Below are 19,038 nucleotides of genomic sequence, written 5' to 3'. Positions count from 1 at the left end.
ATCTACCATTCTATTGAACCTAAATTGTCTTGATTAAGATAATCATTTACCTTAGAAAAAGGTTTGCTGCCAAAGAAACCTCTGTAAGATGATAGTGGACTTGGATGCGGGCCTTTGATGATATGATGTTTTTTATCAATGATTTTTTCTTTCTTTATAGCATCATTGCCCCATAGTATGTAAACAATTGGATGATCTGAATCATTAAGTGATTCAATGACAGCCTTAGTAAAGTGCTCCCAGCCCTTGTTTCTATGAGATCTTGCCTTGGATGCTTCAACTGTTAAGACGTCGTTGATCATAAGTATGCCTTGTTTGGCCCATTCTTCCAAATCACCATGTATCTTGGTAATGCCGACATCATCTAGAAGTTCTTTGAAAATGTTTTTAAGTGATGGCGGCAGTTTTTCACCCATTGGCACTGAAAAGCTGAGACCCTGAGCCTGATTTTGACCATGATAAGGATCCTGACCTATTAAGACTACTTTTACATCTATAAAGTGTGTTAGGTTAAAAGCATGAAAAATATGACTTTTTTCTGGATAGATGGTATGATTTTCGTAGGCATCATCTAAAAAAGATTCCAGTTCTTTAAAGTAATCTTTATCGAACTCTTCTTTTAGAATCTGATACCAATCGTCGTTTAAATAATTTTTAAGCATAGTTTCCTCCATAGAAAGGTTAGTTATGAATATATTTACTGAGCAAGCTTTAAAGGTCATTGTAAGTGTCCCAAAAGGCAAGGTACTGTCATATGGTCAGGTAGCAAGATTAGCCGGCAGTCCTCGTGCAGCGAGACAAGTTGGCTGGTTGTTAAGATCTATGTCCAATACTTATAATCTACCTTGGCATCGAATCATCAACTCTAAAGGACAAATATCCCTAAGAGATCCTGAGGGTGCATTTATGCAGAAGATTCTCCTTGAAGGAGAAGGAGTTGTTGTTAATGATTATACCGTTGATTTAAAAGTCTATCTCTGGGACATTGATTTTGTACCCTTTGACTTCATTGATCTAGAAGCATATGCTTCACATTAAACTGATTTTTATCAGTTTTTTTTATGTATAGGAAGATAAATAATTTCACATTTTGTATCTTAATACTAAATTGCCGTTACAAAGTCTCCTAAATGGGTAGAATTATTATTGGGGTCATCACTTTCTGTGAATTTGATGCCTTTGGCCGAATGATCTTGCTAAATGATGTTTCACAGTCATTATATCATACATTTTATGTGTCAATAGGCCATGAATTTAATAGTTTTTTAAATTTATTTAGGTTTTTTTTAAGTTTTTTATTGAACAGTTTATGAATTATTAATGTGATTAATATTAACTTTTTTATTAAAATGAGATAAGATGAAATTACGGGTTGAGCGAGGTAAATGGAGGAATTATGAGTAAACCATATAGTATTGGGATTGATGTTGGTTCAACGACAGTAAAGTTTGTTGTTCTCGACAATGACAACCATGTTGTTCATAAAGAATACAATCGACATTTTTCTGATATTAAGAATACTGTATTTCAAATGTTTGAGAATGCTAAAGAACTGCTGATAAAAAAAGTTGGAACTATTCATATAACAGGTTCAGCAGGTATGAATATATCACAAAAGTTAGACGCACCTTTTATTCAAGAGGTAGTTGCATGTACATCGACCATTGAGGAAATTGTACCTGAGGTAGATGTAGCCATTGAACTAGGTGGAGAAGATGCAAAAATCACTTATTTTGGTGACGTCGTCGAACAAAGAATGAATGGTACTTGTGCAGGTGGTACAGGTGCATTTATAGATCAAATGGCATCACTTTTACAAACGGATGCTTCCGGTTTAAATGAACTGGCTAAAAACTACAAAACAATTTATCCCATAGCATCTAGATGTGGGGTGTTTGCAAAAACAGATATTCAGCCACTTTTAAATGAAGGTGCTTCTAAGGAAGATATAGCCGTGTCTGTTTTACAGGCTGTTGTCAACCAGACAATAGGTGGTCTAGCACAAGGTAGACCCATCAAGGGTAAGGTTGCCTTTTTAGGTGGTCCACTTTATTTTATGTCTGAACTCAGAAAAAGATTTATTGAAACACTTGAGTTGACAGATGAGAATGTCATTTTTCCAGATGACTCTCAGTACTTTGTGGCCATGGGTTCAGCACTTATATCTAAAAAAGGTACGGCTCAGACATTTGATAAATTGTATAAGAACATCAACAAGATTTATTCTATTGATGATGCAAGACAAATTACTTTACCACCCTTATTTGAATCAGATGAAGACTATCAAGCTTTTAAGACAAGACATGATTCACATAAGGTGGGTAGAAATGACATAGAAAATTACAAGGGCAAAGCCTATCTTGGTATAGATGCCGGTTCGACGACCACAAAGGTTATCCTAGTGGATGAGGATAAGAATTTGCTCTTTTCTCATTATGGTTCTAACCAAGGCAAGCCTTTGATTTCTACAATAGAGGCCTTAAAGGTTTTAAAAGACAAGATGCATCCTGAAGCTTATATAGCTGGTTCAACGGTAACAGGCTATGGTGAGCACTTGATTAAAGAGGCACTTCGTATAGACCACGGTGAGATTGAAACGGTAGCCCACTACACAGCGGCGGATCATTTCTTAAATGGTGTAGACTTTGTTCTAGACATCGGTGGTCAGGACATGAAGAGTCTTAAGATCACAGGTGGTGTTATTGAATCCATTATGTTAAATGAAGCATGTTCATCAGGCTGTGGTTCTTTTATAGAAACATTTGCCAAGTCACTAGAGCTTAATGTAGAAGAGTTTGCAAAACTGGGTGTAAAGGCAGATCATCCTGTTGATTTAGGTACGCGTTGTACTGTATTTATGAACTCGAAGGTCAAGCAAGCTCAAAAAGAGGGGGCCAGTGTAGCGGATATTTCTGCAGGTATATCACTGTCTGTTATTAAGAATGCTCTATTTAAGGTTATCAGAATGAAACGCCCTGAAGATTTGGGTGAGAAGATTGTTGTACAGGGCGGTACTTTTTACAATGAAGCTGTCCTTCGTGGTATTGAAATCATCTTAGGCAGAGAAGTGATTAGACCAGATATTTCTGGACTTATGGGTGCCTTTGGTGCTGCTATTATTGCAAAAGAAAGAGATGAGTCAGGTCAATCTGACATGATTTCTTTAAATGATCTAGAATCATTTTCTGTAGAAAATTCACTCAAACGTTGTGAACTATGTGGTAACAACTGTTTGATGACCATTTCGACTTTTTCTAACGGTAAGAAGTTCTATTCAGGTAACCGTTGTGAAAGAGGTGCAGGTGAAGTTAAGAAGAAAAATCAGGCACCGAATATGTACGATTATAAATACAAGCGATTATTTGGCTATAAGCCATTAAGAATCGATGAAGCCAAACGTGGTGAAATTGGTTTGCCTAGAGTCTTAAACATGTATGAAGATTATCCATTTTGGTTTACCTTCTTTACAGAACTGGGTTACAGGGTAAAACTATCAGGACGTTCTTCTAAAAAAATATTTGAGAAGGGACTAGAGTCTATTCCATCAGAATCTGTATGTTATCCAGGCAAGCTGGTGCATGGGCATTTAGAGGACTTATTGGACGCTGGCGTGAAGAAGATTTTCTATCCTTCTATTCCTTACAATATCAAGGAAGATCCTGAGGCAAACAACCATTATAATTGCCCAGTTGTTATTTCATATCCGGAGACCATTTGGGCCAATTTAGAAAGACTGAAAGACGAGTCTGTTACTTTCTATCATCCATTCTTGCCAATAGACAATCCTAAGAGAATGTACAAGAGATTGGTTCAAGAACTTGGTGCTGAAGGCATTGATGATGGTGAACTTAAACTTGCGCTTGATAAGGCATATGGAGAACTGGACAAGTACAAGCAAGATATAAAAGACAAAACTTATGAGACACTTGATTACATCAAAGAAAACAAAATAAAAGGCATTGTTTTGGCAGGTCGTCCTTATCACTTGGATAAGGAAATCAACCATGGTATCGATGAAATGATCCATTCTTATGGTTTTGCAGTCCTTTGTGAAGATGGTTTTAGAGATTTGACCATCGAGAGACCTATCAGAGCTGTGGACCAATGGGTTTACCATACCAGACTTTATAAGGCTGCTGACTATGTAGCCCGCCATAAAGATTTGGAACTGATTCAATTAAACTCATTTGGCTGTGGTCTAGATGCTGTTACAACAGATCAAGTTCAAGAAATTTTACATCAGAATAATAAGTTATATACGACCATTAAGATAGATGAAATCTCTAATTTAGGTGCGGCTAGAATCCGTGTGAGATCTTTAATAGCTGCTATTAATGAGCGAGATAAAAATAACATTTTACCGAAGAAGCTTTATGACAATAAACCGCGACCTGTTTTTACAAAGGAAATGAAGAAGAAACATACCATTTTGGTTCCACAAATGGCACCGATTCATTTTCAGTTTTTAGAAACAGCCCTGGTTGAAGATGGCTACAATGTTGAGCTCTTGCCTTCTGTAGATGCAGGTGCCATAGATGAAGGACTTAAGGTGGTTCATAACGATGCTTGTTATCCATCTATTATGACCGTTGGTCAGATCATTGAGGCTTTGAAGTCTGGTAAATATGACTTAGACAATGTATCTGTTATTATGTCTCAAACTGGCGGTGGCTGTAGAGCCACAAACTATATTGCTTTTATAAGAAAGGCCCTAAAAGATTTAGGAATGGACCATATTCCAGTAGTATCATTTAATGTGGCTGGACTTGAGAAAAACCCTGGTTTTAAACTGACACCAAAGCTTTTAAGAAGACTAGGTGACGGTGTCTTAATGGGTGACCTTCTAATGAGAATGCTCTTTAAGGTACGTCCTTACGAACTTGAAGAAGGTTCTGCTAATGCTTTATATGAAAAGTGGGTGGCAATCTTTAAAGATACCATCAGAGGCAAAGGCAAGAAGTTTAAAGACCTGATTCCACAGGTCGTTAAGGAGTTTGATACACTGCCAATTCATGAAAACATGATCAAACCTAAGGTGGGTATTGTAGGAGAAATTCTAGTTAAGTTCCATCCAACTGCCAACAATCAAATTGTGGAATTTTTAGAAGCAGAGGGTGCAGAAGCAGTTATGCCTGACCTGTATGACTTTGTTCTTTATACTCAGTACAACAACGTTTATAAGTACGAGGAGTTATCAGGTTCATTAAAGAGCAAACTTGTCAGCCAAACGGCTATTAAGTTTTTAGAAAGCTTAAGAAATGACATGAGAAAAGCTCTGAATGAAAGTAAAAGGTTTACAGCGCCTGAGCCAATAGAGCATCTGGCTGATCTTGCAAGACGTCACTTGTCTATCGGTAACCAAACCGGTGAAGGTTGGTTCTTAACAGCAGAGATGGTTGAGCTTATAGAATCAGGTGTTGATAATGTGGCTTGTTTACAGCCATTTGGATGTTTACCAAACCATATTACTGGTAAGGGTATGATTAAAGAACTTAGAAACTCTTATCCAATGAGTAATATTGTTCCAATTGATTATGATCCAGGTGCATCTGAGGTCAATCAGATTAATAGAATAAAACTCATGTTATCTGCAGCCTTTAAGAAGTTAGAAAAACAGACTAAGGAAGACAATAGAACTACAAGTATTCAATAAGCCCGAGAAATCGGGCTTTATCTATTTAGAAATTCTATAGTTGTAATAGTTGATTCTTATGCTTATTGTGGTAAATTAAATGTGAGGTGTGAGAATGAATATATTAGAACGAGTTTATTTAGATAATGGCGCAACTTCTTTTCCAAAAGCGCCAGGTGTAGCTGAAAACATGGCAGCATACATATTGGAAAATGGATCCAGTGTTTCAAGAGGTGCCTATAGCTCTGCTATGGATGCCAGTCGCATGGTTTATGAAACTAGAGAATTGCTTTGTGAAATGTTTAATTTCGATCATCCTGATCATGTTATTTTCACTAAGAATATCACTGAGAGTTTAAACCAAGGGCTTAAGGGTTTGATTGATTCGAAAGACCATGTCATTATTTCATCTATGGAACACAATGCTGTCATGAGACCTTTAAACAGCATAGGCTGTAAATTAACACGCGTCCAGGCAGATATTGAAGGATTTGTATCACCAGAAGATGTAGAAAAAAGCATTCAAGCTGACACAAAGGCCATAGTGATGATACATGGTTCTAATATTTCAGGATCTGTAAACGACATAGAAGCCATAGGCAGACTTGCCAAAAAACACGGCATTTATTTTATTGCAGACGTTGCACAAACTGCAGGTGTCATAGACATCAGCATGGACTATATCGATATGTTATGTTTTACTGGTCATAAGAGTCTTCTAGGACCAACAGGTACCGGTGGATTTTTGATTCAACCAGAGCTTGCTAAGATTATGAAGCCTTTAATAGAAGGTGGTACAGGTTCTGCTTCAGAACAAGAGACTCAACCAGACCATATGCCTGATAAATTTGAATCAGGTACACCAAACGTTGTAGGTATTTGTGGCTTACATACTTCTTTGAAGTATGTCTTAGACAAGGGGATTAAGAACATTCATGACCATGAAATGAAGCTGGTTAAGTATTTCTTTGATAACTTTGACCAGCCAAGTGTAAGAGTGGTGGGAAGTAGAGAGTTATCCAATAGAACAGCAGTCATTTCCCTTGATTTCAAAGACCACGACAATGCTGTTATTGCCTTTAAGTTAGAACGTAATTATCATATACAAACAAGGGTAGGGATGCACTGTGCACCATCGGCTCATAAGACCCTTGGCACTTTCCCAAATGGGACTGTAAGAGTGAGCTTTTCATCATTTACGACAAGAGAAGAAATTCAGTATCTCATAGATGCCATTGATACGTTAGTAAAGGAAACCAATTAAGGTTTCCTTTTAAAGAGTCTAATATTTAAATAGTTTCGAATTGGTTTTCTTATGAGAAACCTGGCTACAGGCAATATGAGCTGCATCAAAGAAAAAGAGATTTTTGCATGTCCTTTGAAGTCTATGGCAATATCATCTAAAATGGGATTCAGTTGAAAGTCGTAGTTTTTCTTTCTATTGAGTGGTATAAATAAGACCATACTGATAATATGCATCATTTGTGTATAGTATGGATCATCTAAGCCCAGTGTCAGATGAAGACTGGCTTCCTTTGGTGCAATAATTGAGATAAGTTTCTTAACTAAATCAAGTGTCAGATGGACAATTTCAAGCGATGGCCTTTTTAAGGACCGTCCTTTTTTCTTTTCTTTTTTTTCTTCCTTTTGATTGTCTTCTTTTTCATCCGTTTTTTCGTCATCTGAGACTTGAATTTTAAAACCGAAAAATCTAAGCTTGAGCTTCTTGTTATACTCAATCCTCAATAAACCAAAAAGATAAGATCCTTTGAATAAAATACCTGAAGTATCAAACCATACCGCCCCTTTTATTGGAGAAATAAGCAAGATAAATAGTAGGCCTAAAAGGATAAGGATGATATAAAAGATAATCATCAAAAGCACTTTTAAGACAATCATAGTAAGCCTCCTAGACTCTTTTTAGGCTTAGGTGCTTTTTCCTTTTTCTTAGGCATATTTTCAATAACTTTCTTAGAACCCTTGTAGATGCCCTTGGCCGCTTTTGAAAGATTTTGACGGTTGGGAATTACATTTTTAATAACAGGTGTTTCTTCAAGCGCTTTTTTGGTATCAGATAGCTTTTCACTAAGTGGGACCTTTCTGTCTGCAAATGCTTCTTTAAGAACCGCTTCTCTGATCTGACTGACTTCATCTGGTATTTCCACTTGGTCCATACTGTCTAATTCATAAAAGAGTAACTTGATTTCAGACAACTTTTTTCTGCAAGATGGGCATGCAGAAAGGTGACGTTCAACTTGAAGCTTCTCTTCGTCTTCTAAAAGGTCGTCTAGATATTCATATAATAACATTTCATCAAATTGACAAGTCATTTTCTCACCCCCATAATCCGCGTGTTTCTAAATTTTGTTTTAGGATTTTACGTCCTCTGTAAATGTTTGTTTTAATGGTGCCTAAAGGTATGTCTGTGTACTTAGATATTTCTTCATAGCTCATTTCGTGTAGGTGCCTGAGTATCAGTGGCAACCGATATTTATCTTCGAGTTTTGAAATTTCTTCATGAATGATATTGGATGTATCTTGAAATAAGATGTAATTTTCTAAGTTAAACTGAGATGCAATAGCATCTTTTAAAGTCTGACCGTCTTCTGTCATGACTTGATCCAATGATACACTGGCTTTCTTCTTACGTTTAAAATTAAGACATGTGTTGACTGTAATTCTCTTAATCCAAGGTAATAGAGGTCTGTCTTCATCGAATCGATCAATGTTTTTGAGTATCTTTATAAAAGATTCCTGTAATAAATCAAGTGCATCTTCTTTAGAATGTGTGTAATTATAACAGATACTGTATATGAATTTTTCGTATTTTACATAAATCGTATTTAAGGCTTCCTTGTTTTGCTTTTTACACTGTCTGATCAGCCTTTTTTCCGATGAGTCCACAACTTCACCACCTTTGAAAGAATGAAACTTAACGACAGCAAGCTGTCGTTAAGTTAAAAATTACTCGTCTTCTGTTTCGCTTTCTGGCTTCATTTCTTTGATCTTGTCAATTAAGGCAGGCACGCTGTCTAAAAGTGATTCAAAGCTGCTTCCTTTTCTAATTGGAATTAAGTTCACATCAGAACCGTTTACAACTAATAAAGCTTGTGGTGTTGCTTTGGCACAAATACCTGAGCCGCCACCATTTGAATCAGCACTTTCGCCACCTGCTCCAGCACCTAGACCAAATGAAATACTTGCCAGTGGAATAATGGTAACATCACCAACTTTGATCTCTTGGCCAATTATTGTTTGTGAGTTAATAAAAGCTTCAAATTTCTCAAATAATACGTTAATGTTCTCTTGGATATTCATCATAACCTCCTAATTGTTTATGAACTTATCAAGTTCAGTCATGTTTTCAAATTCAAATGTCTCGTCTATGGATAGAAATTCATGTTTATCTTTGTCGATAACCATTACACCTTTGGGACTAAGGGTGCCATATATACTCGAGTCTTTGGCACCTACCATGGTGACATCAAGAACATGGATTGTTACATATGTTTTGTCACCAATATGTATAGGCTGAGAGGTAATGGTTTTGGATGCAGTTTTAATTTTTTTTCTAAACATTTAAACTCCTTTCCATGGGCCCTATACTTATTAATACACCATAGAAATGAAAAAGTTTCAAAAAAAGAAGAAAAACTTAAGAAAGTTTTTCTATCTTGAATAAGTTGATCTCTGATTTGAGAGAATCAGCCATATCATTTAATTTGTTTGCAGACTTATAGACGTCTCTAATGGTTTGGGTTTGTTGAAGCACTGAAGCGGTTACTTGCTCTGCGGCAGCTGCAGATTCTTCTGATACCGCAGAAATGTTTTCTATAGCCGAAACGATTTCTTGTTTTTCCTCGTTCATACTTTTTACAAACTGATGTGTAGAGAAAATCAAATGAGCAATGGTATCCGTCGAATCATGAACATCCATAAAGACTTCATGAACCGCATTAACTGCCTCATTTTGTTCAGAGTTTCTTGCTTTTACATCATTCATAATATCAACAGCATGTCGACTTTCAGATTGTATTTCTGAAACAATAACCTTGATGTTTTCAGCAGCTTCATTGGAACCCTCTGCTAGTTTTCTGATTTCCTCAGCTACAACTGCAAAGCCTCTACCGTGCTCGCCGGCTCTAGCAGCTTCTATAGAAGCATTTAGTGCTAGAAGGTTGGTTTGTTCAGCAACCGCTGTAATGGTTTCTAGTATGCCACCAATTTCTACAGACTTCATTTCAAGTGCCTGTATGGTCATGGCAATATTATCTGTTGCTGTATTATTTTCATGTGTTTTGGCTTTTAAAGTTTCAATGACTTCTTGGCCCTTATCATTGGCTTCTTTTACTTGGTTTGCAGAATCAGCCATATGTGTGCTATTTGCATTAAGTTCTTGTATTTTCTTTGATAACTGGTCTATCAGTATAACACCTTTTTCTGTTTCCAGAGCTTGATCACTGGATCCCTTGGCGATTTCTTCAATGGTTCTTGCAACTTCCTCTGATGTTTGATTGACTAAAACAGCATGTTCATTCAGTTCATTTGCTGAAGACGACACATGGTAGGTGACTTGTCTTGATTTTTTTAGCATATCAGAGAAAGAATCGATCATGGTGTTAAAACTATCTGACATACGTCCAAACTCATTTTTAACCTTAACATCTGAGCGGCAGGTTAGGTCACCATTTTTAACAATATTCATGGTAGCCTCTAAAGCATGGATCGGTTTTGTGATACTTCTAGAAATCATAATGGCAATAAGGGTACCAATGAATAAACAGACGATGATTAAGATGACAGTTGTCTTTAATATTGGTAGGGTTAAAGCGCCAAGCTCGCTGGCTTCAATGCTGCCAAGTACAATCCAGTTGGTTGATGGAATTCGGCTATAATTGCCAAGTCTCATAATGCCGTCCTCACTAAAGGTAACTTGACCAGAAGCTTCATTAGCTATTAGTTTTACAATATCTTCTGACACTTCAGTGCCGATTTTTTCTTCATTTCTATGGGTCATAATGGTCATGTCTTGACCAATCAAGATGGGATAACCTGTTTGTCCTATAGACATGTCATTGATTAGGTTGGACAGTCTTTCTAAAGTAATATCGATTGAAATAACGCCAAGAAGTTTACCCTTATCAGTAACAGGTGTGGCCACTGAAACAACTAAAGCACCAGACTGTTCATCAACATATGGTTCAGTCCAAATGGTTGTCATGGCTTCTTTCGCTTTAATGTACCACTCCCTAGAAGTTGGGTCGTATGTATCTGGCACGTCAGGCCAGCTTGGGTCAATCATTTCCTTTTTATTGGTACCCATGTATACATATAACACGTCTTCGTTAGAATCTACGTATTTTTGGAAGTCGTTTAAAAGTGTCTCTCTGCTGTAGTTTCTTTTATCACTTGTTGCAGTTTGAATGGTTTCACTTTGCATAGCGTAGACTTCTGCAGCGGTCTCAAATGTTTTTAGGTAGTTTTGAACACGCTGTGTGATTTCATCTACGACTTGTGCGTTGGATGTTTTATAGCTGGACTCAAATGACTGCCGACTGTTGATAAAGGATATGGTACCGAGTACAAGCAGTGGTAGTGCAATTACTATAATGAGTGTTGTGATTAGTCTGGTTTTAATACTTTTTTTCATAGTGCATCTCCTTTTTTTTGATTAGTTTAATACTAAAGTAAAGAAAAATCAAATATTTTGAATTTTTTGTTATTTTCACAAATAATTAAGTTTTTTCTTGTATTTTTGGAAATAAAAAAAACTCCAAGTGGAGTTTTCACGATTTGTAAATAAATTATAAAAGATCATCAATCATAGAAGTTAATAAATGTTTTAATTTATCCTTATCAAGGGTCATGTACATCCTGTTTTGATCACCTTGTTCAAAGTGAATCAAACCCAAGCCAAACATCTTGTTTACATGATAACTCATGGTTGCTGGGGTTATGTTAAACTCTTTGGCAAGCTCATTAGAATACCATTTCTTATCAGAAAGCTTTTGTACCATCTGATACCTTTTAGTATCGGATAAGAACTTAAGCAAAGGTTCATAAAGGTCCTTGTCCTGCATTTTACTTTCTAGTTGATCGATGTGCTGACCATAAATATACTTCTTAACCTTAATAGTAATATAAAGACTCATTGGTGCAAAGTAAGAGACAATAGGTTGCATGTCTCCAATATGGTCAATGTCACTTGCATCAAAATGGCCGTTCGAAAGGTTGAATAAGAAATTTTCAGGATCTTTATCATAAACGACTTGATGTTTTTTGATAATCTCTTCTATTTTGTCTAAATCCGGTTTGATTTTGCGTTCATAAAAATCGTCGTACAAATTGATGAGGGCAGGCTTGAGAGATGTTTCTACCAAGTCAGGTGTATGAATGAAATCATAAATCAAGTTTGTGGTCTTATCCAAATCTACGTGATCTTCAGGGCCATCGTAATAGGCCTTAACAAATTCCTCATAATCTTCAAAGTTTTTAGGTACTTTTAGATTATCAGTTTCACACAGTTTTTGAATATATGCTTCAAGACTCTTTGATGATATATCATCAAGTGTATGATCGGTGTGAATCATATGCAAGAGGTATTCTTTTGTAAATCTAATCTCACTGAAGAAAAGCTTTAAATTGTTCTTTTGGATAAAAGAAAGCGACTTAAGGTAAGCCTTTGCCTGATCAAAGTATTCATTGGTGCCTTTAATCAAAGCTTTTGGCATTTCTCTTTTTTTCTGCTTCAGTTCACCCTCGTATTTAGCTCTATATTTTTCAAGATTAGTAATAACATCGGCATACAATATAAAATCTATTTCTGGTATAAATTTGATTTGATTCATAATAACCTCTTCCCTTAACACTGTATTTTCTAGTACCAGTATAACACTATTCAAATCCTTAAGATAGTAAAAATGGACCCTTGTAAACAGGTCCATTCAGTATAAAGCAATATTTGATTGGTTAGACCTCTAAAGTGATACATAAATTTTCAGCTTGTCCATTTCGATCTTCAATGCTTCTTTTTTTGTAGACTTTATTTTCTTCATACTTCCCCCAAATCTATTTCATCTTAATAGTTGTACAGATTGAACTTTGTTAAGTATTGATCGAACTCATTTAAATGTGAGTTGCTTTTACTCTTTTTATTCTTTAATTTTAAACTCATAATATTCTCCTTCTTAGGAGATTGTTCTCTTAGAGAAAAACCTCCTCTAATTTTGTCGTTTGTAGCTTTTTTATTCTCTTTTGAAAAGCTTATTTTATTGAAGATTGTAAATCATAGTATCTGTCCATGAAAAAATCTACTTCGTTTCTGTAAATGATCCTTGGCTTTTCAATTTTAATTTTTTTACCTATTTTTCTACCCATATGTCCTCCTATTTAGGAGAATCCAAATCTTTGAAAGAAATTCATCTCCTATTTAATTAAAGTATGCTTTTGATTGTTTGATGTTTTCCTTCATAATTTCTCCTAGCTGTTAAACCTAATTAAGAAGTAGTCCATCTTTTCTAGTTGTGCAAGTTTCGATTGCTTATTTTTTCTTTGCTTGTTCATGATGACCTCCTTTTTTATACTGTAAGCGTTTCTTACATTTTCTCAAGCTTCTTCATTCATATCATATCGTGTCAAGAACTTGGATGTTAGTGTAACAACAGTTTTAGTTGTTTTCTACTGTAGTTTGTCAGTTTCCTTGAAGAAGATGATTGTAGAGGATGTTAGTTTTGATTCTGTCTTTATGCGACAATTACATTTGACTTTCATCTAATCACCTTTCTTGTTAGAATTTCATCTAACTATCTATGTAAAAAAATATGATGTGTATTTTCAATGGTTTTATATAGTTAGATGTTTATCGAAGTGTTTCTTTGATTTAATATTACAACTTTCATCTAACTATGTCAAGGGTTTTTATGTAGTTAGATGATTTTCTAATCTTTTTCTAATTTTTCTAATAGTCCTCTCATATATGTTAAAATCCCTCAAGGTTGGGTATGATTTAACCGATAAAGCATATTGTGAAACTATGTGTTTAAGACTTTTTTCATATCTTATTGTTAATTATCATGTATAATATAAAAAAAGAGTGTTTTGGAGGTGTCTTTTGAAAGTTATAAAAATCAATGAAGTAGAAATAGGCATGGTTTTAGCTTCATCCATTTTTTTAGGCAGTAGCGATGTTGAGTTGTTAAGTAAAGGTGTAGAAATTACTGAAAGACATCTACAGTTAATGACAAGACTTGGCATCAAGGAAGTGTCGGTTGTTTCGGATTCGGCTGAAATAGTAGAAACTTCCACAAGCAACGAGCAACAAGTTCAGATGATTAAAGATGAAGCTGACAGAGTCGGTGAAAGTTTTGATGCGGAATCTTACTTGGATGCTTTAAATAAGATAGAACTTAAAGAAGATGATATCGAACCAGTTCTTACTAATGTAGCCAATGCTAATATGGTGATTCATGTTTTAACTGGAGATGGCAATACACCTATTGATGAAAAACACAAAGATTTAGTTGAACACACTCAAAAGGCTTTTGATCAGTTGAAAACTGGTAATGAAATAGATTTGGAATCCATTAGACGAGATGTGAACAAAGCACTACCGGATATGATTAGAAATGATGATGTTTTAATGAGACTTTCTCAATTAAAATCTGGTGATAATTATACCTTCGATCATTCTTTAAGAGTATCAATACTTGCAACCATGATTGGTAAATGGTTGGGTTATAATGAAGAGCAATTAAGTGACCTTGCTCAAGCATCACTCCTATTTGATATAGGTAAGATGAAGATACCTGACTTTATATTAAATAAACCTAATAAAACAAAAGAAGAAGAATTTGATATTGTAAAGAAACATGCTCAGTTTGGTTATTCTATTCTTTTAAAAACAGAAGGTGTTACAAATAATATAAAGTACTCGGCTCTTCAACATCATGAAAGATTAGATGGATCAGGTTATCCTTTAAGATTAAGAGCTGGACAAATACATGAGTTTGCAAAAATTATTATGGTTTGTGATATTTTTGATGCCATGACCAATAAGCGTCCATATAAAGATAAAACATCACCATTTGAAGCTGCTGAGTACATTCAGTGGCATGCAGGTAAAACGCTTGACAGTAAGATTTGTTATATCTTTTTAAAGAACTTAGCAGTCTTCTATACAGGTAAGGATGTTTTACTTTCTACAGGTGAAACAGGTAGAATCATCTATGTGGATGTCAACTTCCCTACAAGACCTGTCATTCAGGTTGGTGAGAAGTTTGTTGACCTGGTAAAAGAGAAAGATATAAAAATTCTTGAACTCTATTCTTGACAAGTATAAAGAATTCATTTAAGATGTATAATAATTAAATAAACTACGTTGATAAACAATAGTAATAAGACAATAACGGATATAGAAAGACACTGGTAGATGGAAAGTGTTCAGATTGTTTTATGAAATTACGGGTTTTGAGTGTTAATGGGAAACTATTACGTATGATGTGCGTTAAACATATTAGAGGAAATCAAATGATTTCGAATTAAGGTGGTACCACGAGTTTTTCGTCCTTTGGATGAAAAGCTCTTTTTTATTTTATAGAAAATCATAGTTTTATGATCAAGGGAGGTTTATAGATGAACGTATATGAAGTACTAAAAGAGAGAGGCTTTATTGAGCAAATCACTCATGAAGAAGAAGTTATCAAGTTATTAAACGATGAGAAAGTGAAATTCTACATTGGATTTGACCCAACTGCTGATTCACTACATGTTGGTCACTTTATCCAAGTCATCGTCATGATGCACATGCAAAGAGCAGGTCATATTCCAATTGCACTAATTGGTGGTGGTACTGCTAAGGTAGGTGACCCTTCTGGTAAGACAGATATGAGAAAGATGTTAACAAATGAAACCATTGAATCAAATGGTGAAAGAATGTTAAATCAAATGAGAAAGTACATCACATTAGATGGTGAAAAGGGTATTCCAGCTAACAATGCTGATTGGTTAGATAACCTGAACTATGTTTCTTTCTTAAGAGAAATCGGTTCTAAGTTTAATGTAAACAGAATGCTTGCTGCAGAATGTTTCAAGCAAAGAATGGAAACAGGCTTATCTTTCTTAGAGTTTAACTACATGATCATGCAAGGTTATGACTTCTTAGAATTAAACAGAAGATACGACTGTAAGATGCAATTAGGTGGTAACGATCAGTGGTCAAACATCATTGCTGGTGTTAACTTATGTAGAAAAGCAGATCAGAAAGAAGTTTACGGTTTAACATTTAAGTTATTAACAACTTCAGCTGGTATTAAAATGGGTAAAACTGAAAAAGGTGCTGTATGGATTGATCCTGAGAAGACATCTCCATACGAAATGTTCCAATACTTCAGAAATGTAGATGATGCAGATGTTGAAAACTGTTTAGCACTTCTTACATTCTTACCTATGGATGAAGTTAGAAGATTAGGCGCTTTAGAAGGTGCTGAAATCAACAAGGCCAAAGAAATCTTAGCATTTGAATTTACAAAACTTGTTCATGGTGAAGAAGAAGCCAATAAGGCATTAGAAGCAACAAAAGCATTATTTGCAGGTGGTGGTGCAAGTGCAAATGTACCAACAAGTGAAATGGACAAGGCTTTATTTGAAGAAGGCAAAGAGCTTTTAGAAGTAATGGTTGAGCTTGGACTTCTAAAGTCTAAAGGCGAAGGTAAACGTCTTGTTAAGCAAAACGGTATTTCTTTAAATGATAAGAAAGTTCAAGATCCATTCTTCAAAATGACATTAGCTGATTTTGAGGACAACAAGGCAATGATTAAAAAAGGTAAGAAAGTTTATCATCAAGTTGAGTTGGTGTAATGAAAGCAAAAGTCCTTTCGATTAAGCTTTCTGTCGAAAAAGGTAATCGTATCGAGGTAAAAGAAGGGGTTCTACTTGAAAACTTTGGTCTTATAGGGGATGCATATGCTAAACCTGGTGATCGAGAGGTTTGTCTGATGTCTAAAATGACAACGGACCGATTATCTGATTTTGAAGAAGGATTGTGTGTGAAACGGTTTATAGAAACCATACTCATCGATCTGGATCCAGAAGACATTTCGATAGGGGATGTATTGATGCTTGGGGAAGCTGAAGTTTTAATCACAAAAAAAGGGAAACGTTGTTTTCCAGAGTGTGTTTTAATCAAACAGAAGAAAACATGCCCATTAATGACAGAGGCTATATTTGCTAAAGTTATAAAGGGTGGAAAAATCTGTGTAGACAAGACTCTGTGAACATTAACTTGTTGAAAAGGGGCTGTCCCGAAATAGATAAACCAGAAATGGAATAAAATAACAAAAAGGAATCCTCCTAGTTTATGTCGAATACATAAGTAGGAGGATTTTTGTGCAAAAAAATGAGATGATCTCTCACCCCCATCTCAAATTCCGTTACATCGTGTGACGTAACTAGCAGTACAAAAAATTATACTATGCATAATAATTTTAAAGGATTTATGGGCTATGGTCAAATAGAATTTAATTTCAAGTTGTTAGAACTTAAACTTCCTGATTCAGATCCAGTTTATACTTTACTTGAGGTTTTAAAGAAACTTGATTTTAAAAAGCTATTCGATAATTACAGCAGACTTGGTCGTTCAGGATACAACCCTGTTATGTTGTATGCAGTTGTACTTTATGCAAATATGCGTGGCATCAGAGCAATAGATCGAATCGTTGAGTTATGTACTAGAGATTTAGGTTTTATAACTATTACAGATGGTGAAACACCTTCCAGAACTACCTTCTATAATTTCTTAAATGATAAGTTAACGACTAATGTACTGGACGACCTTCATTACCAATTTATTCGACTTTTAAAAGATGAGAACTTAGTATCTTTAAAGGCTTTATACATTGATGGAACTAAGATTGAAGCGAATAGCAACCGATACACTTTTGTGTGGCGAGGAAGTGTTAATTATCATTTAGCTGGTTTACTTGATAAGATAGGACAAGTTTATGACGAGTACAATTCGATTATTAAGTCCAATAGATTTGATAAAAAATATATTCTACCTTGTAAGCAGATGTTTGTAATTGAAGGTATGGACAGAGTCAAAGAAATCATCGAGAAAAATCGTGAACGCAAAAGAAATAATAAAAACAAGGTATCAAATAATGTAATTCTAGAAATTGATAATTGTTCTCCTATAGATATGCTTGAATTGCAAAGGGCAATAAAAGTTATCTGTGATGGAGAAGGCATTTATTTTGTTCGCGGGAAAGAGCAAAAGAAGCCGAGATTACAGCATTTATATGAGGAATTAGAATTACTGGGTGGTCAATTGCTGAAGTATAAAAAATACTTTGAAATCATGGGAGATGACAGAAATTCATTTAGTAAAACTGACCTTGAAGCAACCTTTATGCGATTAAAATCGGATTACATGAGAAATGGTCAGTTAAAGCCATGCTACAATGTTCAAGTTGCTGTAGAAAATTATTTTGTTATTCATGTATATGTTAGTAATGACAGAACCGATTATAACACCTTGATTCCAGTAGCAGAGAAGCACAAAAAACACTTTATAATTGATTTAAGAGAATTAACTGCAGATAGTGGCTATTGTTCTGAGAGGAACTTATCTTACTTGCACGATGAAAAAGTAACAAGTTACATAAAATTGCAAACTCATGAGAAAATGAAGAAAAAATCTTACAAAGAGGATATTGGCAAATACTACAACATGAAAAAAGTTGTTAAAACGGATGAAACATACTATATTTGTCATGCTGGAAAAAAGTTATCCTATATGCGTACTGAAAGTTCTACTACGAAAGGTTTTACACAGAATTTTCAGGTTTATGGCTGTCATGATTGTACTGGTTGTCAGCACAAAGAGAAGTGTTTATACCAATATGACCCTGAAAGAGATCAAGAAAAAAATAAAGTAATGAAGGTAAATGAAAACTGGGAACAGCTCAGAATGGAATCGCATAAAAATATCTTAAGTGAGAAAGGAATCTTAAATAGACAGATACGCTCAATACAAACTGAAGGGTATTTTGGTGACATAAAAGCCAACGATGGTTTCACCTCATTCAATCATAGAAGTGAAGAAAAAGTTTACAAGGAATTCCTGCTTAATGCTGTTGGGAAGAATATGATGAAATATCATCGATTCATTAATGGAAATATAAAAGAATTTAAAGGAAAAAGCGACACAAAAGCTGCATAATCAGATTTTCTCTAATCAGATCCAATACCTGTTTTTGTTGCGCTTAAATTTGAACTAGAAAATAGCAATAAGAAAATCGCTTGAAGAACTAACGACTAAGAAGGTTAGTATTCAAGCGATTCTTGTAATTTTGGAGCTGTATTCTGGAAATTATCTTATTTCAGGACAGCCCCTTTTATTGGTTTGAAAA

The 19,038-nt window shown here is 35.0% G+C and carries 15 protein-coding genes and 1 other annotated feature; of the genes, 7 read left to right on the top strand and 8 right to left on the bottom strand.

Features of this window, described 5'->3' with window-relative positions; all coding sequences use genetic code 11:
* Positions 1–2 precede the first annotated feature (2 nt).
* Positions 3–662 (bottom strand): uracil-DNA glycosylase, encoded by a 660-nt coding sequence (locus EZV73_RS06685; RefSeq protein ID WP_240839475.1) that lies wholly within the window; start codon positions 660–662, stop codon positions 3–5.
* Positions 663–687: 25 nt separating this feature from the next.
* Between EZV73_RS06685 and EZV73_RS06680 the strand changes: the two genes are divergently transcribed.
* The 3 genes from EZV73_RS06680 (at position 688) to EZV73_RS06670 (ending at position 6,896) form a co-directional block, all read left to right on the top strand.
* Positions 688–1,038 (top strand): MGMT family protein, encoded by a 351-nt coding sequence (locus EZV73_RS06680; protein ID WP_240839474.1) that lies wholly within the window; start codon positions 688–690, stop codon positions 1,036–1,038.
* Between the two features lie 358 nt (positions 1,039–1,396).
* Entirely contained in the window at positions 1,397–5,653 is a 4,257-nt protein-coding gene (locus tag EZV73_RS06675) for a 2-hydroxyacyl-CoA dehydratase (protein ID WP_240839473.1), read from the top strand.
* Positions 5,654–5,747: 94 nt separating this feature from the next.
* Positions 5,748–6,896, top strand: a complete 1,149-nt coding sequence (locus EZV73_RS06670) for an aminotransferase class V-fold PLP-dependent enzyme (protein ID WP_240839472.1) — start codon at positions 5,748–5,750, stop codon at positions 6,894–6,896.
* Here the strand turns inward: EZV73_RS06670 and EZV73_RS06665 are convergent.
* From EZV73_RS06665 to EZV73_RS06635, 7 genes are all read right to left on the bottom strand, one after another.
* Positions 6,893–7,531 (bottom strand): hypothetical protein, encoded by a 639-nt coding sequence (locus EZV73_RS06665; protein ID WP_240839471.1) that lies wholly within the window; start codon positions 7,529–7,531, stop codon positions 6,893–6,895. The two genes, EZV73_RS06670 and EZV73_RS06665, sit on opposite strands and share 4 nt — an antisense overlap.
* On the bottom strand, positions 7,528–7,962 hold the full coding sequence (locus EZV73_RS06660) for a zf-HC2 domain-containing protein (RefSeq protein ID WP_240839470.1): 435 nt from the start codon (positions 7,960–7,962) through the stop codon (positions 7,528–7,530). Before EZV73_RS06660 ends, EZV73_RS06665 begins: the two co-directional genes overlap by 4 nt.
* A gap of 4 nt (positions 7,963–7,966) precedes the next feature.
* Positions 7,967–8,536 (bottom strand): RNA polymerase sigma factor, encoded by a 570-nt coding sequence (locus EZV73_RS06655; protein WP_240839469.1) that lies wholly within the window; start codon positions 8,534–8,536, stop codon positions 7,967–7,969.
* Between the two features lie 60 nt (positions 8,537–8,596).
* The gene (locus tag EZV73_RS06650; RefSeq protein WP_240839468.1) at positions 8,597–8,950 is read right to left on the bottom strand and encodes a GerW family sporulation protein; all 354 of its coding nucleotides are present in this window, start codon (positions 8,948–8,950) and stop codon (positions 8,597–8,599) included.
* 9 nt (positions 8,951–8,959) lie between these two features.
* Entirely contained in the window at positions 8,960–9,211 is a 252-nt protein-coding gene (locus EZV73_RS06645; RefSeq protein ID WP_240839467.1) for a hypothetical protein, read from the bottom strand.
* A 76-nt stretch (positions 9,212–9,287) separates the two neighbouring features.
* Positions 9,288–11,282, bottom strand: coding sequence for a methyl-accepting chemotaxis protein (locus EZV73_RS06640; protein WP_240839466.1), 1,995 nt, complete (start codon positions 11,280–11,282; stop codon positions 9,288–9,290).
* A gap of 154 nt (positions 11,283–11,436) precedes the next feature.
* The gene (locus tag EZV73_RS06635; RefSeq protein ID WP_240839465.1) at positions 11,437–12,480 is read right to left on the bottom strand and encodes a winged helix-turn-helix domain-containing protein; all 1,044 of its coding nucleotides are present in this window, start codon (positions 12,478–12,480) and stop codon (positions 11,437–11,439) included.
* A gap of 1,262 nt (positions 12,481–13,742) precedes the next feature.
* Between EZV73_RS06635 and EZV73_RS06630 the strand changes: the two genes are divergently transcribed.
* The 4 genes from EZV73_RS06630 (at position 13,743) to EZV73_RS06615 (ending at position 18,848) form a co-directional block, all read left to right on the top strand.
* Positions 13,743–14,960, top strand: coding sequence for an HD-GYP domain-containing protein (locus EZV73_RS06630; RefSeq protein WP_240839464.1), 1,218 nt, complete (start codon positions 13,743–13,745; stop codon positions 14,958–14,960).
* 39 nt (positions 14,961–14,999) lie between these two features.
* Positions 15,000–15,201 (top strand) — a binding site (T-box leader).
* A gap of 61 nt (positions 15,202–15,262) precedes the next feature.
* Positions 15,263–16,486, top strand: coding sequence for a tyrosine--tRNA ligase (gene tyrS, locus EZV73_RS06625; RefSeq protein ID WP_240839463.1), 1,224 nt, complete (start codon positions 15,263–15,265; stop codon positions 16,484–16,486).
* Positions 16,486–16,902: a hypothetical protein gene (locus EZV73_RS06620; RefSeq protein WP_240839462.1), complete on the top strand. Its 417-nt coding sequence runs from the start codon at positions 16,486–16,488 to the stop codon at positions 16,900–16,902. The genes tyrS and EZV73_RS06620 overlap by 1 nt, the downstream gene beginning before the upstream one ends.
* A gap of 221 nt (positions 16,903–17,123) precedes the next feature.
* Positions 17,124–18,848 carry an IS1182 family transposase gene (locus EZV73_RS06615; protein WP_240839461.1) on the top strand — a complete coding sequence of 575 codons (1,725 nt, stop codon included), beginning with the start codon at positions 17,124–17,126 and terminating at the stop codon, positions 18,846–18,848.
* The last annotated feature ends 190 nt before the right edge of the window (positions 18,849–19,038 follow it).

Origin of the sequence: Acidaminobacter sp. JC074 (assembly GCF_022496765.1) — a bacterium.
GTDB lineage: Bacteria > Bacillota > Clostridia > Peptostreptococcales > Acidaminobacteraceae > JABXKX01.
This window is presented reverse-complemented; position numbering and strand designations above follow the sequence as displayed.

What these genes read in the sequence shown, in the direction of transcription:
- EZV73_RS06685 (WP_240839475.1), bottom strand. Translation starts at nt 662, where the DNA reads ATGCTTAAAAATTATTTAAACGACGATTGGTATCAGATTCTAAAAGAA.
- EZV73_RS06680 (WP_240839474.1), top strand. Translation starts at nt 688, where the DNA reads ATGAATATATTTACTGAGCAAGCTTTAAAGGTCATTGTAAGTGTCCCA.
- EZV73_RS06675 (WP_240839473.1), top strand. Translation starts at nt 1,397, where the DNA reads ATGAGTAAACCATATAGTATTGGGATTGATGTTGGTTCAACGACAGTA.
- EZV73_RS06670 (WP_240839472.1), top strand. Translation starts at nt 5,748, where the DNA reads ATGAATATATTAGAACGAGTTTATTTAGATAATGGCGCAACTTCTTTT.
- EZV73_RS06665 (WP_240839471.1), bottom strand. Translation starts at nt 7,531, where the DNA reads ATGATTGTCTTAAAAGTGCTTTTGATGATTATCTTTTATATCATCCTT.
- EZV73_RS06660 (WP_240839470.1), bottom strand. Translation starts at nt 7,962, where the DNA reads ATGACTTGTCAATTTGATGAAATGTTATTATATGAATATCTAGACGAC.
- EZV73_RS06650 (WP_240839468.1), bottom strand. Translation starts at nt 8,950, where the DNA reads ATGAATATCCAAGAGAACATTAACGTATTATTTGAGAAATTTGAAGCT.
- EZV73_RS06645 (WP_240839467.1), bottom strand. Translation starts at nt 9,211, where the DNA reads ATGTTTAGAAAAAAAATTAAAACTGCATCCAAAACCATTACCTCTCAG.
- EZV73_RS06640 (WP_240839466.1), bottom strand. Translation starts at nt 11,282, where the DNA reads ATGAAAAAAAGTATTAAAACCAGACTAATCACAACACTCATTATAGTA.
- EZV73_RS06635 (WP_240839465.1), bottom strand. Translation starts at nt 12,480, where the DNA reads ATGAATCAAATCAAATTTATACCAGAAATAGATTTTATATTGTATGCC.
- tyrS (WP_240839463.1), top strand. Translation starts at nt 15,263, where the DNA reads ATGAACGTATATGAAGTACTAAAAGAGAGAGGCTTTATTGAGCAAATC.
- EZV73_RS06620 (WP_240839462.1), top strand. Translation starts at nt 16,486, where the DNA reads ATGAAAGCAAAAGTCCTTTCGATTAAGCTTTCTGTCGAAAAAGGTAAT.
- EZV73_RS06615 (WP_240839461.1), top strand. Translation starts at nt 17,124, where the DNA reads ATGGGCTATGGTCAAATAGAATTTAATTTCAAGTTGTTAGAACTTAAA.